We start from the raw sequence: 24,015 nt of genomic DNA on the forward strand, positions 1-24,015 counted from the left end.
TCCGCCCGGCCGCGCCGCCCGCGGGTCACTCGCCGAGGGTGGCGCGCAGGAACCAGCCGTGCTTCTCCACGCCGGCGATGACGCCGGTGAGCAGGTCCACCGTCTCGGGGTCGCCGTGCTCGTCGGCGAGCGCCTGCGCGGCGCGGAGGCTGCCCAGGTACGCCTCCACCCGGTCGGCGAGCAGCCCGACCAGCTCGAGGTCGCGGACGGCGCCCGCGGGCAGCTCGGGCACGCGGCTCGTCGCGGCGACCTCGCGCGCGGTCCCGGCGGCGCGGCCGCCCAGCGTCACGGCCCGCTCGGCGAGGTCGTCGGAGTGGCGGGCGAGCGCGGTGGCGAGCTCCTCGAACAGCGCGTGGAGCGGGGCGAAGCCGGGCCCCTTCACGTTCCAGTGCGCGACCTTCGCCTGCGTCTGCAGGTCGAGGCCGTCGGCGAGGGCGGCGACGAGCGCGTCGGCGACGCGGCGGCGGTCGGGCTCGGCGAGCGCGCTGGGGCTGCGGAACAGGTCGCGGCGGGGGCGGGGGGGCTGGGGGGTGGCGGTCGGGGTTCGGGTCGTGGTCGTCATGTTCAGGTCCTCCTCTCGGACGCGAAGGAGGATGCCGCCCGGCCGCTGATAACTCCAAGACATCGTCTCGATGGCACTGATATCCGAAAGCTGTCACGGGCGGAAGCAGTCCGGCGCCGGCGCGCCCGCGGCGTTTGACGCCGCGGCGCCGCCGTTGCTAGATCCCCCGCACCATGCAGGTGAGGCTCAACGGAGAGCTCCGCGACATCCCCGACGGACTGACCGTCGCCGGTCTCCTCGCGCACCTCGGCGTCAAGGCGCCGCGGGTGGCCGTCGAGGTCAACGAGGCGGTCGTCACCAAGGACCGCTACGAGGCCCACCGGATCGGTCCGGGCGACTCGGTCGAGATCGTCGCCTTCGTCGGAGGAGGGTAGGCCATGGCGGACACCTGGAGCATCGGCGCGCACGCGTTCACCAGCCGCCTGCTGGTGGGCACGGGCAAGTACCCCGACTTCCCCACCATGCAGCGGGCGCTCGCCGCCTCGGGCGCGGAGGTCGTCACCGTCGCGGTCCGCCGGCTCGACCTGTCGAAGAAGGGCGAGGAGTCGCTGCTCGCCTGGATCCCGAAGGGCATGAAGCTCCTGCCCAACACCGCCGCCTGCTTCACCGCCGAGGAGGCCATCCGCACCGCAAGGCTCGGCCGCGAGCTGGAGATGGGCGATCTGGTGAAGCTGGAGGTGATCGGCGACCGCCGGACGCTGTTCCCCGACGTGGAGGGGCTGATCCAGGCGGCGAAGGTGCTGGTGAAGGAGGGCTTCACCGTCCTGCCGTACACGAACGACGACCCGGTCACCGCGAAGAAGCTCGAGGACGCGGGCTGCGCCGCGGTGATGCCGCTCGGGGCTCCCATCGGCTCCGGCCTCGGCCTCCGCAACCCGTACAACCTCCGCATCATCATGGAGACGGTGCAGGTGCCGGTGCTGGTGGACGCGGGCGTGGGCACGGCCAGCGACGCGGCGCTCGCGATGGAGCTGGGCGCGGTCGCGGTGCTCATGAACACCGCCATCGCCGAGGCGAAGGATCCGGTGCTCATGGCCGAGGCCATGCGCGCCGGCGTGGAGGGCGGCCGCAAGGCGTTCCTCGCCGGCCGGATCCCGATGAAGCTGCACGCCGCGGCGTCCTCGCCGATGAGCGGGCTCATCGGGAGCTGACGGCCGGGCGCTCCCTCGCCTCCTCTCGACGGTGCGCCGCCGAGGCGACGCCGCGCTCCGGGCGAGCGCGGGCGAGCCGGAGGCGGTCGCCTGGATCGAGGCGGTCCGGCTACCCGGCGGGCTCGAGCGTCGCGACGTCGTCGATGACCGAGCGGAAGACGCGCGAGGGCTTGCCCCATCCACCCGCCGTGTACCCGCGGCAGATCCGGTCGTACGCCTCGGGGTGCTGGTGCGGCGCGAACTCCTCCACCGTGCCGCGCAGCGCGTAGCCGCGGTAGGTGTCGAGGTCGATCACGGTCCGGGTCTCGAGCCGGTTCGACTTGAGGTTCATGTACGTCTTCAGCGCGAGCCCGTCGCCGTGGAACAGGGTGAGGCGGCCGTCGCGGACCTCGTGGTGGAAGATGAACCGCGGCGAGATGTTCGCGGTCTCGCCCACGCCGACCAGCGCGTAGCGGACGCTCCCCACGATCTGCACCAGCTCCTCGAACGGCACGTTCTCGAAGAACTTGAGCGTGTACGGGCTGTGGTGGACGGTGAAGATCGACGCGCCCTTCACCACCAGGCCGTCGCGGTCCTCCTCCAGGAGGTCGGTCGCCACCGAGTTCACCGACAGCGCGCGGGTCTTCACCTGGAAGCCCTGGTACTGCTCGACGCGCGTCAGGTGGACGGTGATGCACTCGCCGCGGGCCGGCGTGCGCGCCAGCGGTCCGGCGAGGCGGAGGCGCAGCTCGCGGCCGGTCGGACCGGGCTCGATCCCGAGCACGCGGTTGACCGACACCGCGTTGTAGGTGCCGCCGAGGCTGGTGGTGCCCATGAAGGACAGCACCTTGTCGAACTTCACCGATGGGAAACGGGGGGCCTGCTTCGCCTTCTGCGCTTCCAGGAAGGCGAGGAAGCTCTGGAGATCGCTCGACACGGATGCTCTCCTCGCGCAGGATGTTGCCGGAGGCGGAGATTACGGATGGAGGTCCCCGTTGTCCACCTGATCACGGACCGTCGGCTCGCTTCCTCGCTGCCGGCGCGCGCCGCCGCCGCCCTGCGCGGGCTGCCCCCCGGGATCGCCGCGATCCACCTGCGAGAGAAGGACCTTTGCGGTCTGGATTTGCTCCGGCTCGCGCGCGCGCTCGCCGCGGTCTGCCGCGACGCGGGCCAGCGGCTGCTCGTGAACGATCGGCTGGACGTGGCGCTCGCAGCCGGGGCCGACGGCGTCCACCTCCCGTCCGCGGGCATCTCGCCGGTGGACGCGCGGCGGCTGCTCGGCCCCGCGGCCCTGCTGGGCGTCTCGTGCCACTCGGAGGCGGACGTGGTCCGCGCCCGCGCGGGCGGGGCGAGCTTCGCCACGTTCGGGCCCGTCTACGACACGCCCTCGAAGCGCCCCTACGGCGCGCCGGTGGGCGTCGGCGCGCTGCGCGAGGCGGCGCGGCTCGGGCTCCCGCTGGTCGCGCTCGGCGGGGTGGACCCCTCGCGCGTCGCCGAGGTGCGCGCCGCGGGCGCGCGCGGGGTCGCGGCCATCCGCGCCTGGCTCACCGGCGACGATCCCGCCGGCGCGGTGCGCGCGCTCCTCGGCCGCTGATCCCGGCGCGCGGCGGGCTCAGCCGGCGCGCCGCAGCGACAGGAAGTACTGGTACGGCAGGAACGCGTGCTCCTCTGCCAGCTCCAGCCCGGCCTGGTGCGCCGCGGCGAGGAAGTCCTCGCGCGACACCTTGTGGTCCGGCGGCGGGCCGACCGGGAGCTCGCCCGGCTGGAAGTCCACGTTCACCAGCCGTCCCCCGGGCTTGAGGCGCGAGGCGAGCCGGCGCAGGTCGGCGGCGCCGTCGTGGAAGTGGTGGAACGTGTTGACGACGAGGATCGCGTCGCACGGCTCCGGCGGCAGGGCCGGCGCGCCGTCGGTGGAGAGGAGCGGGTGCACGTTGTCGACGCCGGCGTCGCGGGCCCGCTCGCGCAGCAGCGCGATCATCCGCGGCTCGACGTCGATGGCGTACACGCGCCCGCGCGGCCCCACCGCGCGCGCCATGCGCAGCGAGAAGTAGCCGGGGCCGGCGCCCGCGTCGCACGCCACGCCGCCGTCCGGCAGCCGCAGCGCCTCCACCACCGCATCCGGCTTCTGCCACGCGGCGCGGTCCGCGCCCTCGAGCTTGGCGAGGTACGCGGCGAGATCCTCCGGGTTCCCGTGCCGGTCCCGGCCCGGCGCGTGATCGCCGTGGCCCTGCCCGTGCCGGTGCCCGCCCGCGCCGTGCGCTCCGTGCCCGTGTCCGCCGCCGTCGCCGTGGTGTCCGTGTCCGCTCATGGTCGCTGGGAGCCCTTTCCCGGCCGGGCGGTTCACCCCCCGGCGCGTCCGGCCCGAACCGGGGTGCACGCCGGCCGGTGGCCGGGTATATTGCCGCGCGCATGGGCAGTCCCGTCTACGAGATCTCCAAGGACTTCGTCTTCAGCGCCGCGCACCAGATCCGCTTCCACGGCGGCAAGTGCGAGCGGCTGCACGGCCACAACTGGCGCGTCCGGGTGCACGCGCGCGCCTCGACGCTGAACCGCATCGGGATGGTGATCGACTTCGCCGACCTGCAGCGGCTGGTCGCCGAGGTCGGGTCCCGCTTCGATCACCAGAACGTCAACGAGGTGGCTCCGTTCGACCAGGAGAACACCACCGCCGAGCTCCTCGCCCGGTTCTTCTACCAGGAGATGTCCCGGCGCCTCGCCGATCTGGAGGGAGGGCGCGTGACGGTGTCGCGCGTGGACGTCTGGGAGAACGAGGGCTCGCTGGCGGTCTACCGCGAGGAGTGACGGCGGCGCCTTCGGGCGTCAGCCGCGCGCGGTAGGGTCGGCCGTGCCCGTCCTCTGCCTGGTCCCCACGCCGCTCGCGGCGGCCCGTGCCGCACGCCGGCTGTGCGACGCGCAGGGCGGGCTCCTGTTCGGACCCTCGGTCTCCACGCTGGAGCGGCTGGTGCCGGGCATGCTCGCCGCCGCGGGCGACCGCCGCGCGGTGCTGCCGCCGCTCGCCGAGCGGTTGCTCGCGGCGGGGGCGGGGGCGGACGCGGGCGGTCCGTTCGCCGGGATGCAGGCCTCGAGCGGCCTCGCCGGCGCGCTCGCGGCGGCCATCGCGGAGCTCCGGCGCGCCGAGGTGACCGCGGCCGACGCGCGCGCCACCGCCGACGAGGGCGGCCTGCCCGGCGCGGCCGCGGCCCGGCTCCGCGCGCTCGCGGACGCGCTGGCCGCCTACGAGGCGCGGCTCGACGGCCTCGGGGCCCTCGATCGCGCCGGGGCGGCGCGCACCGCCGCGGGGGCTGCCGCGCGCGGGGCCGCCTCGGCCGAGACCGCCGGCCTCGACCTGCTCCTGCTCGACGGCCACGTCGCGCTCGCCCCGGCGGAGTGGGACCTGTTCGCCGCGCTCATGGCGCGCGCCCGGCGGACCCGCGTCCACCTGCCGTACTTCCCGGAGCGGCCCGACCTGTGCGCGCCCGCGGAGCCGCTGCTCCGGCGGCTCGAGGCGCTGCACGAGGTGGCCGCCCGCCGCGACGTGGAGGTGGTCCTCCCGCACGTGGACGGCGCCGATCGCGCCGTGCGGCCCTCGGCGCTGCTGGCCGCGTTCGCCGGCGGGCCGGGGGCCGGGCGGGCCGCCGGGCCGGAGGGCCAGGTGCTGGCGCTCCCGGGCGCGGGCGAGGCGGGGGAGGCCGAGGCCGTCGCGGAGGCGGTGGAGCGGCTCCTCGCGAGCGGGCTCGCGCCGGAGGACGTGGCGGTGGTCTCGCCGGCGCCGCGCCGGGCCGGTCCCGCGCTCGCGCGCGCGCTCGCCGCGCGCGGCCTCCCCTTCGCCTCCGGGCGCGGCCCGGCGCTCGCCGAGGTGCCGCTGGCGCGCTGGGTCCGCGAGGCGCTCGCGGCGGCCGGGGACCTGGGTCGCGCGGCCGCCGAGCGGCTGCTCGCGAGCGGCTGGCTCGCGGCGCCCGGCGGCGGCGCGGTCGGGCCGGTCCTGGACCGCGCCGGCGCGCTCGACGGCCGGGGATCGCCGGGGGCGGCGCTGCGGCGCCGGCTGGCGGCGCTCGGGGGCGCCGCCGGTCGCGAGCGCGCCGCGGTGGCGCGCGCCGCCGGGGCGGTCGAGGCGCTGGAGGCCGCGATCCGCCCGCTCGCGTCCCCCGGCACGGCCCGCGCCCACGCCGCGCGGCTGTCCGCGTTCCTCGACGCGTCCGGCGTCCGGCGGCGCGCCGCGCGCGGCCCGCGCGCCGAGGTAGCGCGCGATCTGGCCGCGCTCGCCGGCCTGGAGGAGGCGGCGGAGGCGGTGGTGCGCGCGTCCGCGCTGCTCGGCGAGGCCGGCGCGGCGCTGGCGCCGGCGGCGTTCCTGGAGCGCCTCGGGCTGGCCGTCGACCAGGCCGCGCTGCCGCCCGGCCCGGAGGCGGCGGCCGGCGCCGTCGAGCTGTCCGGCCTGGACGAGGCGCCCGGCCTGTCGGCCCGGGCGGTCGTGGTCACCGGCGCCCGCCACGGCGCCTTCCCCGCCGCACCGCCGCCCGAGCCGCTCCTGCGCGATCCCGAGCGGCTGGCGCTGAACCGCCGGCTGCGCCGCGCCGCCCTCCCGCCCACCGGCGCGCGGCGCGCCGAGGCGACCTACCGCGCCTTCGCGGCGCTCGCGGCGGGCCGCGAGGCGGTCGCGATCACCTGGGCGGCCCCCGGCCCGGGCGGCGACGGCGGTCCGGTCGCGCCGCTCGCGGCCGAGGCGCTGGTCGCCGCCGGCGCGGAGGTCGCCGGCGCGGCGGTCGCGCCGGAGCCGCCGCTCTCTCGGGCGCGCACGGTCCGCGCGGCGCTGCGGGCCGCGGCGCGCGCCGGGGACGCCGGCGCGGCGGCGCTGGCCGGCACCGTGCTCGCGCCGCGCGCGGCGGACGCGCTCCGGCGCGGCGCCATCGAGTCGGCCCGGCGCGACGCGGTGCTGGCGCGGCGGCCGGCGCCGTTCGCGGGGCAGGTGGAGGCGCCCGCGCTCGCCGCGCTCGCGGCCGCGCTCCCGGAGGAGTGGGCGCCCACGCGGCTCGAGGGCTTCGCGCGCTGCCCGTTCCGCGGCTTCCTGGCCCAGGTGCTGCGGCTCCCGGACCGCGCCGCCGCCGACCTCGACATCGACCCGCGCGACGAGGGCAGCCTGCTGCACGCGGTGCTGGAGCGCTTCGTGCGCGGCCGGATGGAGCGGCGCGCCTGGCCGCCCGACGGCGGCGAGGCCGACCTGGCGGAGATGCGGGCCGCGGCGGCCGAGGCGTTCGCGCGGTTCGAGCGCGAGGGGCGGACTGGCGATCCCGCCGCCTGGGCGGCGCGGCGCGAGGCGGTGCTGGCGCGGCTCGATCGCGTGGTGCGCGCCGAGGCGCGCGACCACGGCGGCCTCGCGCCCGCGGCGGTGGAGCTGCGCTTCGGCCGCGGCGGCCTGCTGCCGGCGCTGGAGCTGGCGTGGGACGGCGAGCGGGTCCGGCTGGAGGGGCGGGTGGACCGGATCGACGCCGGCCCGGGGCGCCTGCTGGTCGTCGACTACAAGAACGCGCGGAACGGCGACGCGTACGCGGACGGGCTCGACCCGGAGGCGTTCGGCGACGCGGCGTTCCAGATCCCCGCCTACCTGATGGCGGCGGCGCGCGCGTTCCCGGGGCGGCCGCGGCTGGAGGCCACCTACGCGCTGCTCCGCCGCGCCGAGCGGCTGGAGCCGGTCGCGCTCGACGCGGACGCCCCGCTGATCGCGGCCCAGCCCGCGCCGCCACCGCCGGGCGGGCCGGAGGCGCCGCGCCCGTTCGCGGCGGCGGTGGTGGAGCGGGTCCGGCAGATCCGGGCCGGCGCGTTCGCCATCGCCTCGCGCGGCTGCGATGGCTGCCCGTTCGGCGCCGTCTGCCGGTTCCAGGGCACCGCCGCGCTGGCGGAGCGGGTCGGCGGGGCCGCGGGGAAGGGCGCGTCGCCGTGAGCGGCAAGGTGACGTTCGGCCCGGCCGCGCAGGCGCTGTTCCGCCTGGAGGCGGCGACGGCGGTCTCGGCCGGCGCCGGCTCGGGCAAGACCACCGCGCTGGTGGAGCTGTGCGTGCGGCTCCTGGAGGGCTCCGCGCTGGGCTCGCCCTGCGAGCCGCGCGCGCTCGCCGCCATCACCTTCACCGAGAAGGCGGCCGAGGAGCTGGAGGAGCGGCTCCGCGCGGCGGTGACGGCGCGCGCGCGCGCGGCGCGCGAGGCCGACCCGGGGTCGCCGGAGGCGCGCGCCTGGCTGGAGCGGCTGCACGCCCTCGACGCGATGGCGGTGGGAACCATCCACGGCTTCTGCGGCCGCCTGCTGCGCGAGCACGCCCCCGAGGCCGGGCTCGACCCGGAGGCGGCGGTGCTCGACGAGGACCGCGCGTCGGCGTGGATCGGCGCGTCGGCGCAGGCCGCGGTGGTGGCGGCGCTGGACGCCGGCCGCCCCGCGGCGCGGGCGCTCGCCGCCGGGCTCGGCGCGGCGCGCGGCGGCCTCCCGGCGCTGGTGGGCGGGCTCCTGCGCGAGCGCGCCACCCGCGGCGACGGCGGGCCGCTCGCGCTCGCCCCCGCCGACGAGCCGGCCGCGCTCGCCGCGCGCGCGCGGCTCGATGACGCCGCGCGTGCGCTGCTCGGCGCCCGGGCCGAGGCCTCGACCGCCGGGGCGCGGGCGCTGGTCGAGGCGGTGGGGCGCGCGCGCGAGGCGCTCCGGCCCGGCGACCTCGACGGCGCGCTCTGCGCGGACGCGCTGGCGCGGCTCGGCGGCCTCGCCGAGGCGCTGCGCGGCAGGCGCGTCCTCAAGGCGGACGGCCCGGCGCTGCGCGAGGCGCGGGAGGCGCTCGCGGCCGCGTGGGAGGCGCTGGAGCCGCTCGCGGCGGGCGTGCTGGCCGCGCCGCAGCAGGCCGAGCTGGCGCGGCTGGTGGAGGACGCGGAGGCGCGCTACGCCGCGCGCAAGGCCTCGGCGCGGGCGGTGGACTTCGACGACCTCCTGCTCCGCGCGCGCGACCTGCTCCGCGCGGACCCCGGGGTCCGGGCCGAGCTGCGCGGGCGGCTGCGCGCGCTGCTCGTGGACGAGTACCAGGACGTGAACCCGGTGCAGCAGGAGGTGTTCGAGCTCGTGGCCGGGCCGGACGGCGGGCCCGCCGGGCCGGTGCTGGTCGCCGTGGGCGACCTCAAGCAGTCCATCTACCGGTTCCGCGGCGCCGACGTGGCGGTGTTCGCGCGCCTCATCCGCCGCCTCGGCGCGGGGCAGGGGCGGGTGCTGCACCTCTCCGAGAACCACCGCTCCGCGCCGGCGGTGCTCGAGCTCGTGAACGAGGTCTCCGCCCGCGCGTTCCGCCCGCCGCCCGGCGAGCCGCCGCGCGACGACGAGCTCGCGTTCGGCGAGCACGACCGGCTGGTGGCCACCCGCCCCGAGGCGCTCCGGCCCGCGTGCGAGGTGCTGGAGGACGGCGCGGAGGGGAACGCCGCCGAGCGGCGCGAGCGCGAGGCCGAGGCCATCGCGGCGCGCATCCGGGCGCTCGTGTCCGGCGCCGCCGGGGTCGAGGTGCGGGAGCGCGACGGCGTCACCGCGCGGCGCCCGCGCTTCGGCGACGTCGCCATCCTGTTCCGGCGGCTCACGCAGATCGCGCCGTACGAGCGGGCGCTGCGCGCCGCCGGCATCCCGTATCGGCTGGCGCGCGGCGGCGGCTTTTACCAGGCGCCGGAGGTGCGGGATCTCGGCGAGCTGCTGGCGGCCCTCGCCGACCCGTCCGACGCGGTGGCCTGGGCGGCGCTGCTCCGGTCGCCGGCGTGCGCGGTGTCCGACGGGTCGCTGCTCCTGCTCGCCCGCGCCGGGCTCGGCCGGCTGCCCTGGCTCGCGCCGGCGGAGCTGGCCGCCGAGGTCGATCGCGCCGCCGCGGGCGCCCAGCCCGGCGCGGGCGTGGTCGCGGCCGGGCCGGGCGCGGGCCCGCCCGCAGCCGTCGCGCCGCGTGCGATCCCCGCGGACGAGTGGGCCCGCCTGCTCCGGCTGCTCGCCGCCTATCGCACGCTCCACGCGCTCCGCGACCGGGTGCCGGTCGGCGAGCTGCTCTCGCGCGCCGTGGAGGCGCTGGACCTCGACGCCGCGCTGCTCGCCGGCCCCGACGGCGAGCGCCGCGCCGTGAACCTCGAGAAGGCGCTCGCGCTCGCCGCGCGCTTCGGCGAGGACGGGGGTACGCCCGCCGAGCTGGCCGCGCACCTCCGGGCCCAGGCGGCGCGGCCGCCGCGCGAGCCCGAGGCCGAGCTGGAGGCCGCCGACGCGGTGTCGCTCCTGTCGGTGCACCAGGCGAAGGGGCTCGAGTGGCCGGTCGCGTTCGTGCCCGACCTGGGCGCGCGGGCCCGCGCCGACCTGCGGCGCGCGCTGCTCGATCGCGAGGGCAGGCTGTGCGTGGCGCTCTTCGACCCCGCCCGCGAGGCGTTCGTCGAGACCGCGGCGCTCGCCCGCGCGCGCGACGACGACCGGCGCTCCGCCGCCGCCGAGTCGCGGCGGCTGCTGTACGTGGCGCTCACCCGCGCCCGCGACCTGCTGGTGCTCTCCGGCGAGGGCTCCGGTGCGGAGACCTGGCGCGGGCTGGTGGAGGCCGGGCTGGCCGAGCGGCCCGACCTCGCCCGACGGATCCCCGTGGCCGAGGACGCCGCCGCCGCAGCCCACGCGCCGCCCGCGCCCGCGCCCGCCGCCGCATCGACCACGGAGCCCCTCGCCCCGCCCCCGCTCGCGCCCCCTGCGCCGCCCGCCGCCACGCGCGCCGCCGTCACCGAGCTCGCCGAGTACGCCCGCTGCCCGCGCCGCCACCTGCTCGGGCGCGTGCTCGGGATCCCCGAGCCGCGCGGCGCCCCCGGCGTCCCGCCCGGCGACGACCCCGGCCGCGCCACCGCCCGCGGCACGCTCGCGCACGCCATGCTGGCCGAGACCGATCTCGGCGCGCCGCCGCTCGAGCGCCGGGCCCAGCTCGCCGCCGCCGCCGCGCGGCGCGGTTACGACCCCGCCAGCCCCGGCGTGCGGCGGATCCTGCTCGAGGTGGCGCGGTTCGCCGAGGCGCCCGGCGGGCGCGAGCTCGCGCTCGCCGCGCGCGAGGGCCGGCTCCTGCGCGAGGTCCCGTTCCTGCTCCGCCTCGGCCCCGGCGACGGCGCGCCCGCGGTGTACCTCGTCGGCGCGCTCGACGCGCTGGTGCAGGAGCGGCGCGGCGGCGGGCTCACCGTGGTGGACTACAAGTACGCGACCCCGAGGGCCGGCGCCGCGGAGCGCTACCGGCTCCAGCTGCTCGCCTACGTGCTCGCCGCCGCCCGCGCCCACCCCGGCGCGCGCGTCCGCGCCCGGCTCCAGTTCCTGCGCGGCGACCACCGCGCCGTGGACGTGACCCCCAGCGCCCGGGAGCTGGAGCGCTTCGAGCAGGACGCGCCGCGCCTCGCCGCCGAGGCGCGCAAGGGCGCCGAGCCTTCCCCCGCCGAGCTCGGCCGCGACGAGGCCCGCTGCCGCGCCGAGGGCTGCGGTTACGTCCCGCGCTGCTTCCCGAGGCGGCACGGGGATTGAGCGAACGTTCACCCCGTGCCCGTGCCCGTGCCGGTGCCCGAACGCTCGGCGCGAGCGCCGCCGTGCCCCCCGCCGCGACGTCCCCGCGCGTACGCGTCGATGAGCGCATCGCCCAGCACCCGCCGCGCCAGAAGCTCGACGCCGAACGCGACGCGCTGTCCCACGCCATGCCGGGCGCCACCCGCGAGAACGTGCTCGAGGCCGCGCTCGACCAGTTCCTTGCCGAGCGCGCGCGGCGGAAGGGGCTCACGGCGAAGCCGCAGAAGCCCCTCCGGCCTTCCGGGTCGGCGCACATCCCTGCGCACGTGCGCCGCGACGTCTGGGAGCGCGACGAGGCTCCCCCCGAGCGGCATCGCCACGACCCGCGGGCTCGATCCGGCCGGGCGGAGGCGGTTCGGGCGCCCGAAATAGAACCGGCGCCGCAGCGCTCGACGCCATCGACGGCGCGGCGACCGCCCGGATCGGCACGATGACCTCGCGACGCGGCGGATTCTCGACGGGCCGGATCGAGGCCGCCACCGCCGCCGCGTCCCGGCTCGACAGCCCGAAGAACCGCGGCAGGATCTCGGCGCAGTTCTCGGTGGTCACCACCTTCGACAGCTCGCAGACGAGAGGCCCGGGCCCTGTACAGCCCGCGCCGGTCGAACTCCGCCAGCGCGACCAGGAACTCCGCCATGGCGTGGCGCTCAGAGCGGAGGAGGGCAACCAGACGGTTCGTGAACTCGAGCGCGGTGTCCATGGAGGAAGCATCGCACGCGAATTTCGCCGACCCCTCGTCGCCGAACACCGCTCAGCGCCGATACGCGCGCCCCCGCCGCCGACCGCTCGCCGCCCGTCGGTGCCGCACGCATGACGCGCAGCAACCGTCCCGCCCCACTCCGCCCCGCCCGCCCTACGGATGCCTCGTCGGATTCGCCCCCGTCTCCACCGCTTCCTTCCCGAGATCCTCCCGGTGCCGCACGTCCGTCCGGTGCATCCCGAAGCGCGCGCTCCCCTCGCCGAACTCCCGGAGCACGTCCGATGGGCTCGTGTACGTCCGGTCGGGCAGCGACCGGAGGAAGTTGATGGCGTCCGCCGGCGCGCCGGCCTCGGCCGCCGCGGACGACAGCTCGTCGCGCGTGATCGGGTACTCGACCTCGGACAGGATCGCCGAGGGGCTCCGCTCCGGACGCTCTCCCACTCCACGGGCCATTGGTGCCTTCCTTTCGGGTGGACCACGGAAACCTGCGCAGCCCGCGGCGCGACGGCGAGGCGCGGCCCGGCGGCCGCCGGCTTTTCCCCTTGCCTCGTTCGGGCGCGGGTCCGTAGATTGCGGGCGGAAATCATTCAGGCACCGCCCCCGAGCCACCGACACCGCCAACCGAAATCGCTGGAGAGAGAGATGCCCGAGCACACGACCGAGCGCGTGAAGCAGATCCTGTCCTGGTACGGATCGGACAACCCCGGGACGCTCGCGAACCTGCACCGCATGCTCATGCACGGGAAGCTGGGCGGCACCGGCAAGATGGTGATCCTCCCGGTGGACCAGGGCTTCGAGCACGGACCGGCGCGGTCGTTCGCGAAGAACCCCGACGGCTACGATCCCGACTACCACTTCCAGCTCGCGATCGACGCGGGCTGCAACGCCTACGCGGCGCCGCTCGGCTTCATCGAGGCGGGCGCGGCGAAGTTCGCGGGCCAGATCCCGCTCATCCTCAAGCTGAACAACTCCGACTCGCTCTCGAAGACGGGCGGCGCGCCCTGCTCGGCGGTGACGGCGTCGGTGAAGGAGGCCGTCCGCCTGGGCTGCTCCGCGGTCGGCTTCACCATCTACCCGGCCTCCGACGCGCGGAACACGCAGCTCGAGGAGCTCCGCGAGATCACCCAGGAGGCGAAGTCGATGGGCCTCGCGGTGGTGGTGTGGAGCTACCCGCGCGGCTCCGGCGTCTCCAAGGACGGCGAGACCGCGGTGGACATCAGCGCGTACGCCGCGCAGATCGCCGCGCAGATGGGCGCCCACGTCATCAAGGTGAAGCCGCCCAAGGACCTGGTCGAGCTGGACGCGGCGAAGAAGGTCTACGAGGAGCAGAAGATCCCGACGAAGACCCTGGCCGAGCGCGTGCGCCACGTGGTGCAGAGCGCGTTCAACGGCAAGCGCATCGTCATCTTCTCCGGCGGCGAGGCGAAGGGCACCGACGCGGTGCTCGAGGAGATCCGCGGCCTGAAGGAGGGCGGCGCGTTCGGCTCGATCATGGGCCGCAACGCGTTCCAGCGCCCGAAGGCCGAGGCGCTGAAGCTGCTGTCCGAGGTGATGAAGATCTACGCCAGCTAGGCGCGCGCTCCGGCGCGGGTCCAGGGGGCGGCGCCGCCGGGCGCCGCCCTCGCCGTTTCCGGGGGGGGGGCGCCGCGCGGCGTTGCGCCCGAGCGCGGCCGCCGCCGCGACGCCTGGGCGCGCGCCAGCCGCCCGCCTGCCGTACGCTCCGTGAATCCTCCGGGCCCGCGCGGGGCCGGGCCCACGGGGGCCGATGCGCGCCCGTCCCGCGGCATGGAACATGCCAGAAGCCGCTGTTTTCTCTTGCCTATGAAGGCAGGCGGGGTTTATACGGCTTTACCTTTTGTTTCGCGGTCTTCGCACCGGCATCCGGCCCGCGGCGCGGACCGCGGCGTCGAGGCAAGGACACACTCCATGCGGCTTTACCCGAAGGTCATCCCGACGATCGCCCGCGAGGTCGTACAGACCCTCATGCAGGACGGCGACGTGGAGGTGGAGACCCTGCGCATCGCCGACGCCGAGATGGACATGGCGGCGATCATGAAGGAGTACCTCGCCGCGGAGGAGCGGGTGAACGCCGCCACGCGCGAGGCGCTGGAGCGCCGCGGCTACGATCACTCGCGGTTCAACCAGGTGAAGCGCGAGATGGCGGACGTCCGCGGCTTCAAGATGGGCGACGAGGGGATCGAGTACGTCATCGGTCAGATGATCGAGTTCCTGCTCATCTCCCGCAACGTGGAGGAGGTCTTCTCCGAGGATCACGTCCTCCGCAAGAAGGTCTTCAACATCTTCAAGAAGCACCTCGACGTGGACGAGGAGATCGACCGCGAGGCGCGCGCCCGGCTGAAGCACCTGCAGGAGGGCACCGCCGCCTGGGACATCGAGTACCAGAAGACGGTCGAGCTGCTCCGGCGCTCGCGCGGGCTCATCTAGCCCCTCGGCGACACCCCGCGTCACCCACGGCCCGCCCTCGGCGGGCCGTCCCGTCTCCGGACCCGGCGCCGCCGCCGGAAAGTTGACCTTCGATATCGCCCGATTACCGTGGACCCTCGGTGCGGAGGGCGGCGGAGATGGCGCGGGCGGATCGGTTCTACCGTGGGGTCCGCGGGAGCGCGGCGCTGGCCACGCGCCCGCTCGCCGCCGGCGCGATCGCCGCCGAGGCGCTCGAGCCCGGCGAGATGCGTCGCCTGCCGTTCGAGGGCGAGCTGCTCGGCGCTGCGCGGGTGCGGTCCGGGTTCGTCGCCATCCCGCTCGACGCGTTCGACGCCGCGGCCCTGGCGCTGGAGGCCGAGGAGCAGGCCGCGTACCTGCACCTGCTGCGGCTCTCGTTCGGCGAGGGGCGCAACTGGTGCCGCGCCGCCAAGCGCGACCTCATGGCGCGCCTGCGCCTGTCCGAGCGCCGGCTGCTGCGCGTCCTCGACGCACTGGTGGAGAAGCGCTTCGCGCGCCCGCTCCACCGCGACAACCGCGGCACGCTCTGGCGCGTGTACCTGCCCCGCGAGGCCGCCGGCCGGGCGCCCGGGGACGAGGTGCTGCTGGGTCGCGCCATGCCCGCCGCGCTCCCGGTCCGGGCCCCCGACGTCCCCGCGCCGGTCCGCGCGCCCGCCCCGCCGCCGCCGCCCGCCGCGACGGGCCCCGAGGCCGCGCTCGCCTGCGCGCTCCGCGACGCGCGGGGCGAGGACGGGCCGGACGCGCTCGGCCGCGCCCTCCGCGACGTGCGCGACCTGCTCGCCGAGGGGCACAGCGCCTCGCGCATCGCGGCCGCGATCGACACCGTCCGCCGCCGCGCCGTGCGCGCGGCGCAGAAAGGCCAGCCATGAGCCGCCTGCCCGCCGTCGCGCTCGTCGAGTCGCTCGATCCCGACGCCGTCGAGGTCTCACCCGAGGCGCCGGCCGCACCGGGGGCGGGGGCGGTCGACGCGCTCCGCCGCCGGCTGTCCGGCTCCACCGCGCGCGAGCACGTGGTGCTCGACTTCCTGGAGGACGACCTGCGCGAGGCGCGCGCGGCGCTCTCCGCGGTGGCCGCGTACGTGGCGAACGTCGAGGCCGCGCTCTCCGACGGCGAGCCGAGCCAGCAGCGCCTGCTCTCGCTCGCGCTGGGCGGGGCGCCCGCCGAACGGCTCGACTACCTCTCGGGCGTGCTCGGGAGCGTGCGCCGCCGGCTGGCGCAGGTCGCCGCGCGCATGTGAGGCGCTCAGAGCGCGTGAATCCATCCCCGGACCGAGCCAGGCGGTCGAGACGCGAGCAGCGCGAGGCGCGACGACCGAGCATGCCCCGAGGCATGTGAGGGAGGAGCAACGACGCGATGCGACGCGGATCGGCCGCCGCGGCGACGGGAGGGGATGGGTTCACGTGCTCTCAGGGCGCGCGCGCGCCGCGCACGCTCGCCAGCATCGCGCGCACCGGCCCCAGGTCGATCTCGCTCACCGCCGCGACCAGCAGGCGGCGCCCGTCGTTCGAGAACCACAGGTGCAGCGGGCGCGCCCGCGCCGCCGGGTCGTCGGCGCGGCGCGCCACCGCGTCCACGCGCAGCGTCTGGAACCGGCCGGCGGGCGTGTCCACCGGCTCGATCTTCCGCGCGACCGTCCCCTCCAGCCGCCAGAAGCGCCGGTTCGCCACCAGCTCGAAGCAGAACGCCTCCCCTGGCGCGAGGCGCGCGGCGCGCAGCAGGTAGACCGCCGAGAGCGCGTCCAGCACCGGGCCCTGGCGCGGGTACGACGTCTTCCCCTCGCGGTCGCCGTAGCGGTATGCGACCACCACCTCGCCGGCCGGCGGCGCGAGCCGGGTGTCGCTCACCTTGCGGACGCCGTTCTCCAGCGCCTCGTCGCGGTACCGCTCGGGCAGGAGCGTGTCCGCGTCGATCCAGGAGAACCCCACCGCGGTGACGTTCTTGAGCGCGGCGAGGGAGGCGTCGGTGCGCGCGCGGGCGCGCAGCGGGATGACGCGCCCGCGGGACATGGGGCGCTCCACCGAGAGCTGGAGCGTGCCGGTGCGCACCATGCCGAGCAGGTCGAGATCGAAGGTGAGCGTCTCGCCGGGGCCCCAGGGGCGGGCGCCGGCGGCGAGCGGCGGCGGGCCGCAGGCCGGGGCGGCCGGAGCGGCGGATGGGGCGAGCAGGGCGAGCACGAGCAGCGCGGCGGAGGTCATCTGCGGCGCCCCGGCCGCGCCCGGGCGCTCAGCGCGCCGCCAGCCGCCGGGCGAGCGCGTCCCCCAGCCGCCGGCGCGCCGCGAGCCAGCGGGCCGGGTCGCGCTCCCACCCGCGGGCCGAGGGCACCAGCGCCTCCGCCGTCGTCGCGGCGAGGCCGCCGAGGCCCGCGGCGGACGCGAGCCGCAGCAGCTCCACGTCCTCCAGCGCGTCGCGCACGATCTTGAGCCGGATGGACTCGACCGGGAACGGGCGCGTCCCCCCGAGCATGGCCGGCCGCCCCGGGTAGAGCAGCGTCCCGTCGCCATTCCCCGCGAACGCGCGCACGTCGGTCCATGGGTCGCCTCGCCAGGCCTGGAGCATATCGTAGTAGAGCTCGCCGGAGAGGCCGCGCCGCCAGCCCAGCCAGGCCACCGCGCGCGCGGCCGCGCCCGGCCGGTCCACCTCGTAGCCCGGCCAGCCGGTGAACGTGCGGCGCATCTCGGCGTGGAGCGGGCCTTCCCCGGGCAGCTCCGCGCACCCGTGCGACATGCAGGACGCGTAGGAGAAGGCCACGCGCGGCGGCGCGCGCCCGTCCGGCAGCGCGTTCAGCACCGGCGCGTAGGCGTCGACCAGCCCGTCCAGCGCGGGCTGCGGGAGCGTGGTGGCGAACACGCGGATGCCCGCGGCGCGGGCGAGGCGGGCGCGGCGCGCCAGCTCGGTGACCTGGTCCGGCCGCGGCTCGTCGAGCGTGTACAGCCAGAGCCGGTCCGCCCATCCGCGCGCCTCGAAGTGCGTCCGCCACGCGCGCAGCGTGGCGGCGAGGTCCGCCTCCGGCCCGTTCCAGACGCGTCCGGCGATGCGCACCTCGGCGAACGCGCCGCGCACGCCCGGCACGAGCGTCCCGTCCAGCACCGGCCCGACCTCGGCGTCGTAGCGCGTCCAGTCGAGCGCGCAGCGCGCCGCCGTGCAGGTGCCGTCGGGCGGATCGGCCGACAGCGTGTACGGCGTCACCCGGTGCCGCAGCGCCGCCGCGGCGAGCGCGCGGGCCACCTCGGGATCGTCGGGGACGCCGAGCGCGCGGGTGCCGAGCCGGGTGGAGAGGCCGAACGGCGCGGCGAACGTGCCGGTGCGCGGGATCGCGAACGGCCACACCCGCAGCCGGACCGGGACGGCGGCCGCGCGCCGTCCGCCGTCCGAGAGCCGCACCACGCCCGCGTAGCCGCCGGGCGCGGCGTCCGCCGGCACGCAGACCTCCACCCAGATCGCCTGGAGCCGGCCGGTCGGGACCTCCACCGGGAACGCGCGCCGCGCCTCGCGGAACCAGGGGTCGCGCGCCGGGACGAGCGGGTCCGGCCACTCGCCGGCGGCGCCGTCCGGCCCGCTCGGCCGCGCCAGGCGCACCGTCGCCACGCGGTAGAGCGCGACCGGGATCCGGCGCCCGCGCCGGCGCTCGTCCGGGGCGAGCGGCGCGGCCTCGGCCGCGAGCGCCACAGGGACGCCGCGGGGCCGCACCGCGACCTGCGCCGACTCGCACTCGCCCTGCGCCGCGACCAGGTCCACCGCGCGGCCGGGCGGGAGCGGATCGGTGGGCCTGAGCTTGTCGAGGCCGCTCGCCACCGCCCACTCGAGCGCCTCCGGCGCGGCCCGAGGGACCGGGCCGGGGCGGGCGAGCGCGAGCAGGGCGAGCAGGATCGCGGGAGCGGCCACGCCGCGAAGGTGGGCGCCCGGGCCCTCGGGCACAAGCGAGCGCGAGGGCTCGCCCCGCGCGCGCCGCCCTGGAGGGCGGCGCTCAGCGGACCGTCGCGACCTCGCCGCCGGGCCGGTAGCTCTTCAGCGTCGCGACGATGCTGCCCACCGCGAAGTCGGCGGAGGCGCGGACCAGGATGTGGCGCGGATCGTCGGACAGCCACATGTACGAGTCGCGGCTGGTCGAGAACTTCCCCTCGAGCGCGGTGCGGACCTTCACCTTCAGGGTCGGGAACGTCCCGGCCGGCGTCTCGACCCGCTCCTGGCCGATCACCTCGGCCACGAGGGTGAACTGCTTCGAGCCGGAGACCACGGGCAGCTCGTAGCGGTGCCCGACCGTGAGCGGCTGCAGCCGGATCCACATGAACGCGCCGGTCAGGTCGTGCGCGTCGACCGGGATGGGGAACGTCTTCTCCTTGCGCTTCCCCTTCCGCTGCACGACCACGGTCGCCTGCCCGTTCGCCCGGTCGAAGCGCGCCGAGTCCACGTGGTAGTCGCCGACCTCGTAGGCCTTCAGGTCGGAGCCGCGGCTCATCCGCGCGGTCGAGTCCCAGTACGAGACCAGGTGCTCGCGGATGTCGATGAAGCCCGCCACGCCCTCGGTCTTGGCCTGGAAGATCACCGGCCAGACGTCACCCTCCGGCTGGCCGACCACGATGCGGCCCTCGCCCGTGGGGAGGTTGAGGTACCGGACGCTGAACACCGTCTCCTCGCCCGGCGCGAAGGCGTCGGCGCGCGAGGCGGGGACCGCGGCGAGCAGTGCGGCGAGGGCGAGCGTCCAGGTCTTGGTCATTGCGGCGGTTCTCCAGTCGCTTCTTCGAGCCATGCCGCGCGCGAAGCGGTGCGCGGTCGCCCCGAGGTAGAGCAAGGCCGGTGCCATCACCACGACAGCCGGACATTCTTCGGGATTCGAAGGCCGCCGCGCAATCACTGATGCGGGAGCGCGACAGCCGTGTCGCGCGTCCGACACGCCCCTGCGGCCTCCGGGGGTGGTCCCTTCGACCAGAATGGACGGGAGGGGCCCCCGCATTCCCACCCCCGCGCGCGAGGGACGCGACCGGTCGCCCGCTCGCTCGCGCCTCACCCCGAACTGGTCTAGGCTCGCGCCCAGCCGCGCCCGGCGCGGCGGAGGGAGCAGCGCGGTGCCGATCGATCGCGGGTACGAGGACGACGACGACGTCGATCAGGACGAAGGGAGCGGCCGGCGGTTCCAGGACTTCGACTGCCCGGACTGCTCGGCCAACAACCCGTACGACGACGGCTTCGGCGACGGAGACGAGGTCCGCTGCTTCTACTGCGGGCAGGACTTCGCGGTGGTGGTGACCGAGGCCGGCCGCCTGCGCCTCAAGACGCTGTAGCCGGGCCGGCGCCGCCCCGCGCCCCGTGCGGCGGCCGCGCGCCGAAGATGGCGCTGCCGACGCGGACCAGGGTGGCGCCCTCCTCGACCGCGATCCGCCAGTCGGCGCTCATCCCCATCGACAGCTCGCGCAGGCCGAGCCGGTCGCGGAGCGCCCGGAGCGCGCGGAAGTGCGGGCGCGGGTCGTCCTCCGGCGGCGGGATGCACATGAGCCCGGCGAGCTCGATCGACGGCAGCGCGCGGACGGCCGCCGCCAGCGCCTCGACGCGGTCCGGCGGGCAGCCCTCCTTCGACGCCTCTCCGCCGACGTTCACCTCGAGCAGCACGCGCGCGGTGGCGCCCTTCTGCCCGAAGCGGCGCGAGAGCTCGGCCGCCAGCTCCTCGCGGTCCACGGCGTGGACCAGCGCCACCCGGCCGGCCAGGTACTTCGCCTTGTTCGTCTGCAGGCCGCCGATGAAGTGCCAGCGCAGGCCGGGGAGGTCGGCGAGCGCGTCGGCCTTGGCGCGCCACTCCTGCGCGTAGTTCTCGCCGAAGTCGCGCTGGCCGGCCGCGTAGGCCTCGCGGATCGCCTCGGGCGGCTGCGTCTTCGAGACGGCGACCAGGGTCACGCCGGCCGGCAGGTCGGCGCGGATCGCGGCGAGCCGGTCGGCGATGGTCACGGGCGCTCCCACGGCAGCGGGAAGCCGGCGCGGCGGAGCAGCGCGGCCGTCTCGGCGAGCGGCAGGCCCACGACGTTCGACACGCTGCCGCGGACCTCCTCCACGAACGCGCCGCCCGAGCCCTGGATGGCGTAGGCGCCCGCCTTGTCGAGCGGCTCGCCGGTGCCGACGTACCAGTCGATCTCGGCGTCGCCGAGCCGCGCGAAGGCGACCTCGGTCGCGACCACGGCGTCGAGCTCGACCCCGAGCGCGCTCGCGTTCCGGCGGACGCACACGGCGGTGAGGACCTCGTGCCGCGTCCCGGAGAGCGCGCGCAGCATCCGCCGGGCGTCGTCCGCGTCGCGCGGCTTGCCGAGCACCTCGCCGCCGAGGACCACCGCGGTGTCCGCCGCGAGCACCAGGTCCCCGGGCACCGCGCGCGCCTTCTCCCGCGCCACCCGGAGCACGTAGTCCCTGGGCGGCTCGCCGGGCAGCACGCGCTCGTCGGTGTCGGCCGGGCGGATCTCCAGCGCGAGCCCGAGCTGCGCGAGCAGCTCGCGCCGGCGGGGGCTCTGCGACGCGAGGACGAGCCGGGGCGCCACGTCAGGGCTGCGGCGCAGCCGGCTGGGCCGCGCCCAGCAGCGCCACGTTCTCCTCGATCTTCGCCTTGCCGCGCAGCTCCTCGAGCCAGGCGCGGCGCACCTGCTCCGCCTTCATGCCCTGGAGCCGCGCCTCGATGCCCGCGCGCTCCGCCTCGAACCTCGCGGGATCCGGCGACTCGCGCAGCTTGACCACGGCGATCACCGGGCCGCTCGGCGTGTCGAAGACCTTCGGGAGCACCTCGCCCGCCTTCGCGGAGAGCGCGGCCTGCGCCAGCTCCGGCGCGGCGCCGACGCGCGGCACCACCGGCGAGCCGGCGCCGAACGGCCCGGTCTCCTCGGCGGCGAGGGCGGTGCCGCCCAGCGTCACCTTGCCCTTGCCGGCGGGCGGGAACAGCTCGTCGAGCGCCTTGCCCTTGCGCGCCGCGTCCAGCGCGGCCTGCGCCTTCTCGCGGGCCAGCGCCTGCGCGCGGTCGCGGGCCAGCAGCTCGCGGGCGATGTCGAGGCGTGCCGCCTCGAGCGTCACCTTGCGCGCGGGGACGACCTCGTCGGCGCGGATGAGGTGCCAGCCGGCGGGGGTGCGCACCGGCTCCGAGACCTCTCCGGCCTTCAGGGCGAGCGCGGCCTTGGCGAACGCGGCGTCGGCGAGCCCCTCGGAGACGAAGCCGAGGTCGCCGCCCCGATCCTTGGTGTTCGGGTCGTCGGACAGCGCCGCAGCCACCTTGGCGAAGTCCTCGCCCTTCTTCACCCGTGCCGCCGCCTCGTCGATCTTCTTCCGCGCGGCCGCCTCCTCGTCGGCGGAGGCGCCCGGCGCCACGCGCGCCAGCACGTGCCGGACGTGGGCCTTGGCCCTCTGGTCGTAGCGATCGGCGTTCTCCTTGTAGAACGCCTCGACGCGCGCGCCCTCCTTGTCCGCGAACGCCTTCGCTTCCGCGTCGGGCACCTTCACCTCGGCCTGCGCCGCGGCGACCGGGAACCGCACGAACTGCAGCGAGGCGCGGTCGGCCGAGGCCGCCCACTGCGCGCGCACCTCGGTGGCGGGCACCTTCACGGTCTCGACGAGCGCGCCGAGGATCTTCTGGTAGAGCAGGTCGTCGCGGACCGCCGCCTCGAAGTTGCCGGGCGAGCCGTAGTTCGCGCGGACCGCCTCGAGGTAGGTCTCGTAGCGGAACTGGCCGTTCTCCTGGAACGCCGGCATCTGGTGGACCGCCTCGGACACCTCGCGGTCGGTCACCACCACGCCGCGGCGCCGCGCCTCCTGCAGCGCCAGCTCGCGATCCTCCAGCACGCCCAGCGCCTGGCGCCCGAGGCCGAGCTGCGCCGCGAGCTCGCGGGTGAAGCCCTCACCGGCCTGCTGCTGGTAGAAGCGGAGCAGGTTCTCGTACTGCCGCTCGAAGTCGGCGGCCGAGATGCTCTTCCCGTTGACCCGGGCGGCGTAGGCCGGGGCGCCGCCGCAGCCCGCGCCCCCCTTGGACAGCGAACCGGGACCGAAGTTGATGGCGAACACCACCACGATCCCGAGGACGATGAGCCAGGAGAAAATGCCCTTCTTGTTGGCCCGGACGATATCGAGCATGAAGCGATGCTCCGAGTTGTTGTAAGACGAACGCCCTGGAAAGGGGTGGGCGCCGCGAAGTTGAACACCCTAGTCAACAAGGGCTAAAATGCAAGGGTTTTTGGCCCTGCTGGAGTCTCCGGAGTCCCCGTGTTCGCCTTGCTCAAGCGGTACCGCGAGCTGATCCTGGTCGCGGTCCTGCTCCTCGTGCCCCTCGGGGTCTTCTTCGCCCACGCAAAGCAGCCCAGCGAGCGCACCCGCCTGGATCGGGTGGTGCTCTGGATCACCTATCCGGTCCAGCGGGTGGTGGCCTGGGGCGTCACCGGCGTGCTCGACGGCTGGCGCGGATACGTCGCCCTGCGTCACGCGCAGGAGCGCGCCGTCGATCTGTCACGGCAGGTCAACCTGCTCCAGATGGAGAAGCAGCAGCTCGTGGCCGAGCGCGCGGAGGCGGAGCGCATCCGCAAGCTGCTCGCGTTCGCGGAGGCGACCCCCGAGCGCACCTACGTGGGCGGGCGGGTGATCGGCGTCCGCCTCGGGACGGCCGGCCTGCAGATCGTCACGCTCGACCGCGGCGCCGCGGACGGCGTGGACCGCGCCATGCCGGCGGTGGTGGCGGAGGGCGTGGTCGGGCGGGTGCACTCGGTGACGGACCACACCTCGGACGTGCTGCTGCTCACGGATCGCAACAGCTCCATCGCGGTGCGCGTGGACCGCACCCGCGCGCGCGCGAACGTGCGCGGCACCGGCAAGCCCGACGGCTGCAAGCTCGACTACGCGCTCCGCACCGAGGACATGATCGAGGGCGACCAGCTCGTCACCTCTGGCACCGACGGCGTGTTCCCGCCCGGCCTGCCGGTCGGCCGCGTCACGCACCTGCAGCGGAGCGCGAACGGCCTGTTCCAGGAGGCGCAGGTGGTCCCCGCCGTGGACGTCACGCGCGTCGAGGAGATGCTGGTGATCACCTCTGCGGAGCGCGCCGCCGAGGCGCAGCCCTCCGCGTACGCGCCGGGGACCCAGCGGTGAAGCCGCTCGCGCACGTCGTGTTCGCCCTGCTGCTGGCCGGGCTCCAGGCCGCGGTGCTCCGCTGGGTGGGCGGCGGCGCGTTCTCGGTCTCGCTGCTCGCCGCCTGCATCGTGTACCTCGGCCTGCAGGCCGGGAACGTGGACGGCTCGGTGGCCTCGGCCGGGGTCGGCTACGTGCTCGATCTCATGACCGGCTCGCCGAAGGGGCTCATGACGTTCCTGGCGGTGGCGGTGTTCGTGCTCGCGCGCGGCGCCGGCGCCGCGGTGGACGTGCGCGGGCGGGCGGGCTTCGCCGCGCTCTCCGGGCTGGGCGCGCTGGTGCTGTCGCTCGGCGCGCTGCTGCTGACGCGGCTGACCTCGGCCCCGGAGGTGCAGCCCGGCGCCGCCCTCCTGCCGCGCATGCTCCTCGAGGCGCTCCTCACCGCCGCCGTGGCCCCGCTGATCGGGGCGGGCATGCGCCGCATCGACGGCCTGTTCCACCGCGAGGAGCCGGGGCTCCTGCGCTGA

At 76.7% G+C, this 24,015-nt stretch carries 23 protein-coding genes and 2 pseudogenes; 14 read left to right on the plus strand and 11 right to left on the minus strand.

Translation table 11 applies throughout. From position 1 onward, the window contains the following. Positions 1–25: 25 nt before the first annotated feature. The gene (gene dps / locus A2CP1_RS07185; RefSeq protein WP_012632731.1) at positions 26–562 is read right to left on the minus strand and encodes a DNA starvation/stationary phase protection protein Dps; all 537 of its coding nucleotides are present in this window, start codon (positions 560–562) and stop codon (positions 26–28) included. Between the two features lie 173 nt (positions 563–735). Here dps and thiS point away from each other — a divergent pair, with 173 nt between their 5' ends. Together thiS and A2CP1_RS07195 are read left to right on the plus strand one after the other, a co-directional pair. Then, on the plus strand, positions 736–936 hold the full coding sequence (gene thiS, locus A2CP1_RS07190) for a sulfur carrier protein ThiS (RefSeq protein ID WP_012525389.1): 201 nt from the start codon (positions 736–738) through the stop codon (positions 934–936). Positions 937–939: 3 nt separating this feature from the next. After that, positions 940–1,713: a thiazole synthase gene (locus tag A2CP1_RS07195; RefSeq protein ID WP_012525390.1), complete on the plus strand. Its 774-nt coding sequence runs from the start codon at positions 940–942 to the stop codon at positions 1,711–1,713. Between the two features lie 109 nt (positions 1,714–1,822). Here A2CP1_RS07195 and A2CP1_RS07200 read toward each other — a convergent pair whose 3' ends face one another. Next, positions 1,823–2,629 carry a hypothetical protein gene (locus A2CP1_RS07200; protein ID WP_012632732.1) on the minus strand — a complete coding sequence of 269 codons (807 nt, stop codon included), beginning with the start codon at positions 2,627–2,629 and terminating at the stop codon, positions 1,823–1,825. A gap of 45 nt (positions 2,630–2,674) precedes the next feature. Here A2CP1_RS07200 and A2CP1_RS07205 point away from each other — a divergent pair, with 45 nt between their 5' ends. Further along, complete coding sequence (locus A2CP1_RS07205) at positions 2,675–3,286, plus strand: thiamine phosphate synthase (protein ID WP_012632733.1); 612 nt, start codon at positions 2,675–2,677, stop codon at positions 3,284–3,286. Between the two features lie 18 nt (positions 3,287–3,304). On the opposite strand, the gene A2CP1_RS07210 is transcribed toward A2CP1_RS07205, so the two are convergent. Continuing rightward, entirely contained in the window at positions 3,305–4,000 is a 696-nt protein-coding gene (locus A2CP1_RS07210; protein WP_012632734.1) for a class I SAM-dependent methyltransferase, read from the minus strand. 101 nt (positions 4,001–4,101) lie between these two features. Between A2CP1_RS07210 and queD the strand changes: the two genes are divergently transcribed. The 4 genes and pseudogenes from queD to A2CP1_RS23710 form a co-directional block, all read left to right on the plus strand. Continuing rightward, complete coding sequence (gene queD, locus A2CP1_RS07215; RefSeq protein ID WP_012525394.1) at positions 4,102–4,494, plus strand: 6-carboxytetrahydropterin synthase QueD; 393 nt, start codon at positions 4,102–4,104, stop codon at positions 4,492–4,494. 43 nt (positions 4,495–4,537) lie between these two features. Next, on the plus strand, positions 4,538–7,627 hold the full coding sequence (locus A2CP1_RS07220; protein ID WP_012632735.1) for a PD-(D/E)XK nuclease family protein: 3,090 nt from the start codon (positions 4,538–4,540) through the stop codon (positions 7,625–7,627). Next, on the plus strand, positions 7,624–11,211 hold the full coding sequence (locus A2CP1_RS07225; protein ID WP_012632736.1) for a UvrD-helicase domain-containing protein: 3,588 nt from the start codon (positions 7,624–7,626) through the stop codon (positions 11,209–11,211). The genes A2CP1_RS07220 and A2CP1_RS07225 overlap by 4 nt, the downstream gene beginning before the upstream one ends. Positions 11,212–11,342: 131 nt before the next feature. Next, positions 11,343–11,543, plus strand: a pseudogene (locus A2CP1_RS23710) (HNH endonuclease); the annotation flags it as partial. 1 nt (position 11,544) lies between these two features. Here the strand turns inward: A2CP1_RS23710 and A2CP1_RS23715 are convergent. Further along, positions 11,545–11,950: pseudogene (locus A2CP1_RS23715) on the minus strand (HNH endonuclease); the annotation flags it as partial. A gap of 153 nt (positions 11,951–12,103) precedes the next feature. Further along, the gene (locus A2CP1_RS07235) at positions 12,104–12,391 is read right to left on the minus strand and encodes a DUF2795 domain-containing protein (RefSeq protein WP_245530006.1); all 288 of its coding nucleotides are present in this window, start codon (positions 12,389–12,391) and stop codon (positions 12,104–12,106) included. Positions 12,392–12,592: 201 nt separating this feature from the next. Between A2CP1_RS07235 and A2CP1_RS07240 the strand changes: the two genes are divergently transcribed. From A2CP1_RS07240 to A2CP1_RS07255, 4 genes are all read left to right on the plus strand, one after another. Further along, positions 12,593–13,522: a class I fructose-bisphosphate aldolase gene (locus tag A2CP1_RS07240; RefSeq protein WP_012632737.1), complete on the plus strand. Its 930-nt coding sequence runs from the start codon at positions 12,593–12,595 to the stop codon at positions 13,520–13,522. Positions 13,523–13,876: 354 nt separating this feature from the next. Then, on the plus strand, positions 13,877–14,395 hold the full coding sequence (locus A2CP1_RS07245) for a DUF507 family protein (protein ID WP_011421561.1): 519 nt from the start codon (positions 13,877–13,879) through the stop codon (positions 14,393–14,395). A gap of 137 nt (positions 14,396–14,532) precedes the next feature. Next, positions 14,533–15,282: a hypothetical protein gene (locus A2CP1_RS07250; protein WP_012632738.1), complete on the plus strand. Its 750-nt coding sequence runs from the start codon at positions 14,533–14,535 to the stop codon at positions 15,280–15,282. Further along, the gene (locus A2CP1_RS07255) at positions 15,279–15,650 is read left to right on the plus strand and encodes a hypothetical protein (protein WP_012525400.1); all 372 of its coding nucleotides are present in this window, start codon (positions 15,279–15,281) and stop codon (positions 15,648–15,650) included. Before A2CP1_RS07250 ends, A2CP1_RS07255 begins: the two co-directional genes overlap by 4 nt. A gap of 169 nt (positions 15,651–15,819) precedes the next feature. Here A2CP1_RS07255 and A2CP1_RS07260 read toward each other — a convergent pair whose 3' ends face one another. From A2CP1_RS07260 to A2CP1_RS07270, 3 genes are all read right to left on the minus strand, one after another. Next, a complete protein-coding gene (locus A2CP1_RS07260) occupies positions 15,820–16,608 on the minus strand; it encodes a DUF3108 domain-containing protein (RefSeq protein ID WP_012632739.1) in 789 nt (262 codons plus the stop codon). 28 nt (positions 16,609–16,636) lie between these two features. Next, the gene (locus A2CP1_RS07265) at positions 16,637–18,295 is read right to left on the minus strand and encodes a DUF4091 domain-containing protein (protein ID WP_041450650.1); all 1,659 of its coding nucleotides are present in this window, start codon (positions 18,293–18,295) and stop codon (positions 16,637–16,639) included. 82 nt (positions 18,296–18,377) lie between these two features. Further along, entirely contained in the window at positions 18,378–19,127 is a 750-nt protein-coding gene (locus tag A2CP1_RS07270) for a DUF3108 domain-containing protein (protein WP_012525403.1), read from the minus strand. Between the two features lie 349 nt (positions 19,128–19,476). On the opposite strand from A2CP1_RS07270, the gene A2CP1_RS07275 reads away from it, so the two are divergent. Next, entirely contained in the window at positions 19,477–19,692 is a 216-nt protein-coding gene (locus tag A2CP1_RS07275) for a hypothetical protein (protein WP_012525404.1), read from the plus strand. On the opposite strand, the gene A2CP1_RS07280 is transcribed toward A2CP1_RS07275, so the two are convergent. The 3 genes from A2CP1_RS07280 to A2CP1_RS07290 are packed head-to-tail and all read right to left on the minus strand — an operon-like array spanning position 19,679 to position 22,504. Further along, on the minus strand, positions 19,679–20,350 hold the full coding sequence (locus A2CP1_RS07280; RefSeq protein WP_012632741.1) for a YggS family pyridoxal phosphate-dependent enzyme: 672 nt from the start codon (positions 20,348–20,350) through the stop codon (positions 19,679–19,681). The genes A2CP1_RS07275 and A2CP1_RS07280 overlap by 14 nt on opposite strands. Further along, on the minus strand, positions 20,347–20,931 hold the full coding sequence (locus A2CP1_RS07285) for a Maf family protein (RefSeq protein ID WP_012632742.1): 585 nt from the start codon (positions 20,929–20,931) through the stop codon (positions 20,347–20,349). The genes A2CP1_RS07280 and A2CP1_RS07285 overlap by 4 nt, the downstream gene beginning before the upstream one ends. Position 20,932: 1 nt before the next feature. Continuing rightward, a complete protein-coding gene (locus A2CP1_RS07290) occupies positions 20,933–22,504 on the minus strand; it encodes a peptidylprolyl isomerase (RefSeq protein WP_012632743.1) in 1,572 nt (523 codons plus the stop codon). A gap of 129 nt (positions 22,505–22,633) precedes the next feature. Between A2CP1_RS07290 and mreC the strand changes: the two genes are divergently transcribed. Both mreC and A2CP1_RS07300 read left to right on the plus strand, forming a co-directional pair. Next, positions 22,634–23,509 (plus strand): rod shape-determining protein MreC, encoded by an 876-nt coding sequence (mreC, locus tag A2CP1_RS07295; RefSeq protein ID WP_012632744.1) that lies wholly within the window; start codon positions 22,634–22,636, stop codon positions 23,507–23,509. Beyond that, positions 23,506–24,015, plus strand: coding sequence for a hypothetical protein (locus A2CP1_RS07300; RefSeq protein ID WP_012525409.1), 510 nt, complete (start codon positions 23,506–23,508; stop codon positions 24,013–24,015). The genes mreC and A2CP1_RS07300 overlap by 4 nt, the downstream gene beginning before the upstream one ends.

Origin of the sequence: Anaeromyxobacter dehalogenans 2CP-1 (assembly GCF_000022145.1) — a bacterium.
In the GTDB taxonomy this organism is placed as follows: Bacteria; Myxococcota; Myxococcia; order Myxococcales; family Anaeromyxobacteraceae; genus Anaeromyxobacter; species Anaeromyxobacter dehalogenans.

Coding starts and splice junctions, on each gene's coding strand:
- queD (WP_012525394.1), top strand. CDS start 4,102: ATGGGCAGTCCCGTCTACGAGATCTCCAAGGACTTCGTCTTCAGCGCC.
- A2CP1_RS07195 (WP_012525390.1), top strand. CDS start 940: ATGGCGGACACCTGGAGCATCGGCGCGCACGCGTTCACCAGCCGCCTG.
- A2CP1_RS07245 (WP_011421561.1), top strand. CDS start 13,877: ATGCGGCTTTACCCGAAGGTCATCCCGACGATCGCCCGCGAGGTCGTA.
- thiS (WP_012525389.1), top strand. CDS start 736: ATGCAGGTGAGGCTCAACGGAGAGCTCCGCGACATCCCCGACGGACTG.
- A2CP1_RS07290 (WP_012632743.1), bottom strand. CDS start 22,504: ATGCTCGATATCGTCCGGGCCAACAAGAAGGGCATTTTCTCCTGGCTC.
- A2CP1_RS07240 (WP_012632737.1), top strand. CDS start 12,593: ATGCCCGAGCACACGACCGAGCGCGTGAAGCAGATCCTGTCCTGGTAC.
- dps (WP_012632731.1), bottom strand. CDS start 562: ATGACGACCACGACCCGAACCCCGACCGCCACCCCCCAGCCCCCCCGC.
- A2CP1_RS07270 (WP_012525403.1), bottom strand. CDS start 19,127: ATGACCAAGACCTGGACGCTCGCCCTCGCCGCACTGCTCGCCGCGGTC.
- A2CP1_RS07210 (WP_012632734.1), bottom strand. CDS start 4,000: ATGAGCGGACACGGACACCACGGCGACGGCGGCGGACACGGGCACGGA.
- A2CP1_RS07250 (WP_012632738.1), top strand. CDS start 14,533: ATGGCGCGGGCGGATCGGTTCTACCGTGGGGTCCGCGGGAGCGCGGCG.
- A2CP1_RS07255 (WP_012525400.1), top strand. CDS start 15,279: ATGAGCCGCCTGCCCGCCGTCGCGCTCGTCGAGTCGCTCGATCCCGAC.
- A2CP1_RS07260 (WP_012632739.1), bottom strand. CDS start 16,608: ATGACCTCCGCCGCGCTGCTCGTGCTCGCCCTGCTCGCCCCATCCGCC.
- A2CP1_RS07205 (WP_012632733.1), top strand. CDS start 2,675: ATGGAGGTCCCCGTTGTCCACCTGATCACGGACCGTCGGCTCGCTTCC.